Source organism: Enterobacter asburiae, from assembly GCF_008080435.1.
Taxonomy (GTDB): domain Bacteria; phylum Pseudomonadota; class Gammaproteobacteria; order Enterobacterales; family Enterobacteriaceae; genus Enterobacter; species Enterobacter asburiae_C.
On record NZ_VRKN01000039.1, the window covers coordinates 1 to 6,452 of the forward strand.

General features: G+C 52.3%; 9 protein-coding genes. 2 read left to right on the top strand and 7 right to left on the bottom strand.

What is annotated here, in order from left to right; all coding sequences use genetic code 11:
- Window positions 1–251: GNAT family N-acetyltransferase (locus FU672_RS24445; RefSeq protein ID WP_410053344.1), on the bottom strand; the 251-nt coding region annotated here is incomplete at its 3' end.
- 90 nt (window positions 252–341) lie between these two features.
- On the opposite strand from FU672_RS24445, the gene FU672_RS24450 reads away from it, so the two are divergent.
- The gene (locus FU672_RS24450; RefSeq protein WP_148245183.1) at window positions 342–1,304 is read left to right on the top strand and encodes a LysR family transcriptional regulator; all 963 of its coding nucleotides are present in this window, start codon (window positions 342–344) and stop codon (window positions 1,302–1,304) included.
- Here the strand turns inward: FU672_RS24450 and FU672_RS24455 are convergent.
- From FU672_RS24455 to FU672_RS24475, 5 genes are read right to left on the bottom strand one after another with little or no spacing between them, the layout of a single operon-like run.
- The gene (locus FU672_RS24455) at window positions 1,259–1,474 is read right to left on the bottom strand and encodes a helix-turn-helix domain-containing protein (protein WP_148245184.1); all 216 of its coding nucleotides are present in this window, start codon (window positions 1,472–1,474) and stop codon (window positions 1,259–1,261) included. The two genes, FU672_RS24450 and FU672_RS24455, sit on opposite strands and share 46 nt — an antisense overlap.
- Before the next feature lie 2 nt (window positions 1,475–1,476).
- Complete coding sequence (locus FU672_RS24460; protein WP_148245185.1) at window positions 1,477–2,010, bottom strand: DUF2975 domain-containing protein; 534 nt, start codon at window positions 2,008–2,010, stop codon at window positions 1,477–1,479.
- Between the two features lie 25 nt (window positions 2,011–2,035).
- A complete protein-coding gene (locus FU672_RS24465) occupies window positions 2,036–2,383 on the bottom strand; it encodes a hypothetical protein (protein ID WP_148245186.1) in 348 nt (115 codons plus the stop codon).
- On the bottom strand, window positions 2,370–3,485 hold the full coding sequence (locus FU672_RS24470) for a serine hydrolase domain-containing protein (RefSeq protein WP_148245187.1): 1,116 nt from the start codon (window positions 3,483–3,485) through the stop codon (window positions 2,370–2,372). The genes FU672_RS24465 and FU672_RS24470 overlap by 14 nt, the downstream gene beginning before the upstream one ends.
- Window positions 3,486–3,495: 10 nt before the next feature.
- Window positions 3,496–4,302 carry a MipA/OmpV family protein gene (locus FU672_RS24475; RefSeq protein ID WP_148245188.1) on the bottom strand — a complete coding sequence of 269 codons (807 nt, stop codon included), beginning with the start codon at window positions 4,300–4,302 and terminating at the stop codon, window positions 3,496–3,498.
- A gap of 215 nt (window positions 4,303–4,517) precedes the next feature.
- On the opposite strand from FU672_RS24475, the gene FU672_RS24480 reads away from it, so the two are divergent.
- Window positions 4,518–5,411: a LysR family transcriptional regulator gene (locus FU672_RS24480; protein WP_148245189.1), complete on the top strand. Its 894-nt coding sequence runs from the start codon at window positions 4,518–4,520 to the stop codon at window positions 5,409–5,411.
- Window positions 5,412–5,416: 5 nt separating this feature from the next.
- Here FU672_RS24480 and FU672_RS24485 read toward each other — a convergent pair whose 3' ends face one another.
- Window positions 5,417–6,007 (bottom strand): LysE family translocator, encoded by a 591-nt coding sequence (locus FU672_RS24485; protein WP_148245190.1) that lies wholly within the window; start codon window positions 6,005–6,007, stop codon window positions 5,417–5,419.
- Between the last annotated feature and the right edge of the window lie 445 nt (window positions 6,008–6,452).

Here is a 6,452-nt window from a genome sequence, read left to right on the forward strand (position 1 = left end):
TCCATATAAATACCGTTGCGTCCGAGCCAGGTCGAGTAGCTGGTGAAGAACACGGCATAGCCGGCGATCTTACCTTCACACTCCGCGATCAACGCTTCGGTTTTACCGTCGGTGCCAAAGAGTGTTTCCCGGATCTCTTCTGGCGTGGTCACGACTTCTTCCGGCGCTTTTTCATACACCGCGAGCTCATAGATCATGGCGTAAATTGCCGCCGCATCTTCGGGACGGGCCTGACGAATGGTTATGCTCATTGTTTTTCCTGTTTTTTAACCTGTGTTTCGATTGATGGCGTTAAGCATACGGAGTATTGTCCGAAGAATTAAGTGCAATGAAATCAACAAATGATGAATATTATGCATCCGGTATTGAGACGCCTTGATTTAAACCTGCTGCCCGTTTTCGACGCGATTTACCGCCACCGTTCCGTTCGGCTGGCTGCTGATGAGCTGGCGATGAGCACATCGGCACTGAGCCATGCGCTGTCGCGTTTGCGCACCACCCTTAATGACCCGCTATTTTTTCGGGAAGGGCATCGCATGTCCCCCAGCGTGTATGCCTCTCAGCTTGCACCTTCCATTGCTTCCGCATTGTCGGTCCTTAATCATGAGTTGACCCCGCAGCCGGAGTTTGACCCGGCCAGCAGTACCGAAAGCTTACACATTGGGATTACGGACTTTACTGCGCTTTGCATTTTCCCGGCGCTGATGCACAAACTGCAGCTTGCTGCCCCGGGTTTGCGTTTCGAATTACGATATCTGCCGCAAAGCCCGGCGCTAACCGAATTGTTGGCGGGCGAAGTGGATCTCGCGCTGGGGTTCAGCACTCAGGATGATATCCGGCACCCGGAACTGGAAGAGATCGACTGGTTTGAAGATGAGTATGTGGTCATCAGCAACGCGTGGCGGACGCGTCTGACGCTGGAGGATTATCTTGCGGCCCGACACCTGGTGGTGACGCCATGGAATGAGAAGCAGGGCGTTCTGGACGTGCGGCTCGAACAATTGGGCTATACCCGACACATCGCGATCAAAACGCCGTCGATGCTTAGCGCGCCATTTATCGTTGCGGAAAGCGACCTGCTGATGGCGATCCCCCGTTTTGCCGCTGAGAAGCTGATTGCGGCAGCGAATCTGAAGATTTTTCCTTTACCGTTTTCGATACGTACGTTTGAAGTGAAAATTTACTCACATAAACGCAGCGGTCAGCGGGGCGTGACCCGCTGGTTTAAGGAGGAGCTGCAAACGCTGGCGCAGGCGTTTCATTCCGGGCTGTCCGGTTCCCAGGAGAGGATATCGCCGGGTTGACACTCCAGCGCCTCGCAAATTTTCGCCAGCGTATCAAAACGTATCCCTTTAACTTTGCCGGACTTGAGCAGCGACAGGTTTTGCTCAGTGATCCCCACAAAGGCTGCCAGTGCTCTGGACGTCATTTTCTTCTCTACCAGCATTTTGTCCAGATGAACCACGACAGCCATAATTAGATGAACTCCTTATTTTCTTCTTCCGCTTTGATCCCTTCGACCAGGGAGTGAAACGTTACCAGCAGCAAACCGCCTGTTAAAAACAGAACAAAATCCCCAAGCAAGAGGGTGACCTGGTAGTAATGCCCCGGCCACGCGATCGTCAGAGGGATCAAAAAGCGACAGACCGGCAGCGCGATCCCAAGGCTTAGCATCGCGATTGCAATCTTGCGAACGCTGTTTGCCAGGACCCGGGAGAGCATCTGTTTTTGACGAACCTGTCGCGTGACGCTCATTCCCTGCCAGATAGCAAAGGCGAACAGCCCCGCCGGGAGATACAGGATCACCAGCAAGAGTATCTGGCGGAGCGGTGAAACCGTCGAAGCCGCCAGATTGTCATTCTGAACCTCAGCGAGCTTAAGCAGAGCGGAAATAAAAAACGACTCACCGGTGAAATAGATCCACAGAGGGGTGATTAATACCAGGATGAGAAATAGCGGCAGCACCCCTGCGATGAGCACCAGACTGAGTTTATCCCTCGCACCATTCACGTCGAACCTTCCTGAATATTTCATATTATTTTAAGATCAGCATGCTCAAGCATGACATAAGCATCATCGCGATGGCAATCTTGCCGCCGTTCAGACAGTTAGCCCCGTGTTTCATCCAGGGTTTTGGCCACACGTGATACACGCTAAAGGCGAGATAAGACGCCTGAATCACCCAGGTGAGCATTCTGAATAAGTAACCTGAACTGTTCAGATGGGTGATGGTCTGCATCATCTCCATGCTATACAGAATTATTCCGACGGTCAGCATGGTGTTAACCAGCCGAAGTTTATACTGCGCGGCCCACGTTCCGCACGCAAACAGCAGGGCCGAGACAAAGGTCAGTATTGCCCAGAGAATATCAATCCAGTTCATGATGCGCCTCTGCTGCATGAGATGGCTGGGTTAATAGCAGCCGTATAGCCGGGACAACCACCGGCCACGCGGTGTCGGAAAGGATCACCACGGCGCTTTTACGCTGTCGGTCGAAGGCAATAGCCGAAGCGAACCCCGACGATTCACCATCATGCCAGGTGATATCGCGCCCCTGAATGCGTGTGGTGAACCAGCCATAGCCTACGCGTGAATCGGGATCGTCAGTCGCAAACTGCGGCGTCATTGCGTCGCTCCATCCGAGCTGGCCTGCCAGCAGCGACTGAGCGTAATTGGCCATATCGACAATGGTTGAACGCACGCCTCCGGCAGGGGCAAATGCGTGCATGACCCACGGCGCTTCGCTCAGGCCGGAAGCGGAACGGCCGTGGCTGAATGTGGAAGAGGCAGGCGTTGTATCACTGGCGACGACGGAGTCTGTCATGTGCGCCTGAGCGAATACGCGTGTTTGCAGGAGGTCAGCAAAAGATTGATGCGATGCGCGCGCCAGCGCCAGTCCCAGCAGCGCGTAGCCGGTGTTGGAATAGTCAAATCCGGCCGGGCGTTCGACGCTGGCTTTATTCACCATGTCGATTAATGTCTCCTCATCGAAGGTCCAGAAATTGTCGCGCAGGATGATGGTCTTAATGACCTGAACTTTCTCGGGTAACGACGTCGCCAGCTGCGGCAGGCCAGAGCGGTGCGAAGCCAGCTGCGCCAGGGTTATATCGCTCGCCGGGCCTGCTATCTCCGGGATGAGTTCACCGACGCGGGTTTGTGGAACCGCCTCGCCACGTCGCTGCGCCTCAATCAGCAGGCTGCTGGTCATCGTTTTGGTCAGGCTGGCGATTTCATACTGTTTTGCAAAATCGCTGTCCCACAGGGCGTACTGCACGCCTTTCGGCGTGATGAATGCGACGGCAACGCTGCCTCGCGCACCGCTGAGGAGTGGCGTCAGGAACGAGACTATTTTTGCATCTCCCGTCTGGCGCTGGGACGGCGTGCTGACGCCTGGCTGCAGGTAGATGCCAGCGGCAATCAGCGACACAAAAACCATCCCTGCGGCTAACAATCGCCTTCGGCTGTACACATACTGTTTATTCATGGTTTGCGTCTCAGAATTCATACTGGATCATTGATGACAGGGTGTACTGCATGCGGCTCTTAACCAGAGGGCTCTTACCCGCTTCATCAAGCAGGCAGGCTGCGCGACCGGTCACCCCAGCCGCCAGATGTTCACTGATGTGCCAGACCAGTTCGCTGTCGATTCCAGCTTCCTGTATACCCGATGATGGGGAATATGCCTCAAACCCGGTGCGCTGAGACTGGTTCGCGGTGACCCCATAATGGCGCTGCTGATAGCCGCTGTTAGCCCAGGTGATGTCACCTGCGACCGAAAATTCGACGTCCTGCCCGCGCCAGAGGGTGGACTTTACGCCGGTATTCACTGTCCTCGCCAGCTGTTGCGTCTCGCCACCGTACCGGTGTTTTTGCGTTGCACTTAACGCGCGCAGCCATATCGTCCAGTCTTCGCGTTGATAACGCATCTCCGCGCCCGCCATCAGCATGTCGGGCATATCGCCCATTCCTTGCAGATCGCGGTTTTTTCTGGCGGAGAAGGGATAGTTAACTGTCTCTTTTCGCCCCTCATCAGAGGCCAGCAGCAGACTCACGGCGAACGGGGAGTCGGGATGAAATGTCCATGCCAGCCCCTCCGTGGAGAGATCCCATTGCCCCCAGTCTTTACTCTTCAGACTCAGGCCGCCTTTCAGTAGCGGCCCGGGCGCGTAATGCTGCGATCCCGAATAAACGGGACTGACCGCGACGCCCAGACCCGCGTAACCGGACAGCTCCGCACTGTGTAAGGGGGCGCAGAGCACGATTCCCGCGAGCGAAACGCCATACAGCAGACTTCTTTTCATTCGATGCCTCTCCTGGCAAAGGGTAAGTTGAAGTGGGTGCAGGCTAGCCTGGTGTTTATCGTTTAACAATAAGTATTTATTGTTTTACACTAAAGTTGGTAGGTGTGATCAAGCGCTGACGATAAAAAGAGATGCGGCCGGGGAGGAAAGTACGATATCGTAACTCTATGATTGAATGAGGAGTTCGCAGGAACGCCGTCGTAACAGGACGATAAATGATTGATGACATCCGTTATCTGATAGTGTTTGCAAAGATTGCTGAGGCAGGATCCATTTCAGGTGGGGCAGAAGCGTTAGGGCTTACAACCGCTACGGCAAGCACGCATTTATCAAAGCTGGAAAAAAATCTTGGCTGCGCGTTGCTCTACAGAAACACCCGTAAACTCTCTTTGACTCACGATGGCGCAAATTTGCTGGAAACGGCCCAATCGATGCTGGCACTGTATGAGCAGGGGGTCATTGAATTTAAGCAGCGTTCGATATCAACGGCGAATAAGCTTACTCTTTCTCTTCCTGCCGTTTTTTTGAATAGTGCGTTTACTCGCCATCTGGCCGCTTTTATAAAACGTCATCCGGGTATTTTCCTGAATATCTCTTACAGCGATACACGCAGAGATATTATTGCTGACGGTATTGATGTTGCATTTCGAATCGGGGAACTTCCAGACAGTTCACTTAAAGCGCGCCATCTTTTTGTGCTGCCGCGGCAGTTGGTTGCTTCCCGTGATTTGCTCAGAAAATATCCAACGATTACGCATCCTGATGACCTGGCGCAACTGCCATGGATTGGACTCAATATGCGGCAGAATAACCGGGAATTCCGGCATAAAAGCGGGGAAGTGGCTGTCGTAACGTATACACCTACGGTGTATGTAGATAATGTCGAAGCCGCTTATGCCCTTGCCAGGCAACAAATTGGTCTCGCAGCACCTCCTCGCTATTTAAGCGAAGAGGACGTTACGCGTGGAGAGATGGAGGAAATACTCCCTGACTGGTCATTAGAACCATTAAAAGTTTATGCCGTATGGCCTTCTAATATGTCGACCAGCAGTATTGCCTACAAATTGATTAATGATATTTATAACGCGATTGAGTTTCACACGTTATAAAGGGTTTAACATGCTAAAGAGAGCATGTAACACGCCGTAATAAGCAACAACCCGCCCATCAACACGTTAAACGTACGGAGCTGCCGTGTGCTCCTGAGCAGCACCGACACCTTTTCTCCCATTAATGCCCATGCAGAAAGCGACAGATAACAGACTAAAAAATAGACCGTTATAAAGACGAATGCTGTCGCAGGGTTTGAGGGGGCGGAAAACATTGCAGCCCCTGAGGCGCACGCGGTCCATGCCTTAGGATTGATCCATTGCATTACAAAACCCTGAACAAAACCGGGTGAATCTGTTTTTGTTAATGATATATCGGGCCGGGACGACGCTATCTTATAGCCCAGATACATGATAAATAAAGAACCGACAATATTAAGGTACCGGAAAAACAAAGGATATTTTTCTATTGCAGCGTAAAAACCGAAACAAATAAAGATAAGTAATAACGTAAACCCTATCGTTGCACCGGAGACAAATGAGAAGGTTTTTCTAAAACCGTGAACGGCCCCTGACGATATAATCACCATATTAACGGGGCCAGGAGAAAATGAAAGCGTCAGTGAAAATATAAACATTGTGAAAATTAACAGCATTTTATCTCCGTGCGCTGGTTTATCTGTATTAGAGGTGCTGCGACTATTAAGTCATGACTTTACTCGTCATGTATTCTGAATCCTACCTGGGAACGTACGTCAGAGTAAGTGGCATTTATCTAAAGGTGTGTTTGATTTTTTGCATCGATCGCGCAGGCGCGGGTGGCCCATTAGTGACAGGGTTTCAGTTGCTATCCTAATATAATGGATGTCATCACTGCTCCCGATACGCACCTTTGATCTGAAAATTTAATCAGTGGCCAGCGGGGGCGACTCGCTGGCTTAAGGCACAGGCTGGCAGGAGACTGTAGGCCGGTTAAGCGCAGCGCCTCCCGGCTTGTTTTTTAACCCAGCAGAGCACGCTCTTTAGCAGTTAACGCCAGCGCCTGCGTTGACCCCGTCTCCGACGACTTCACCGCCGCTTCCAGAACGGCCATGACCGCCA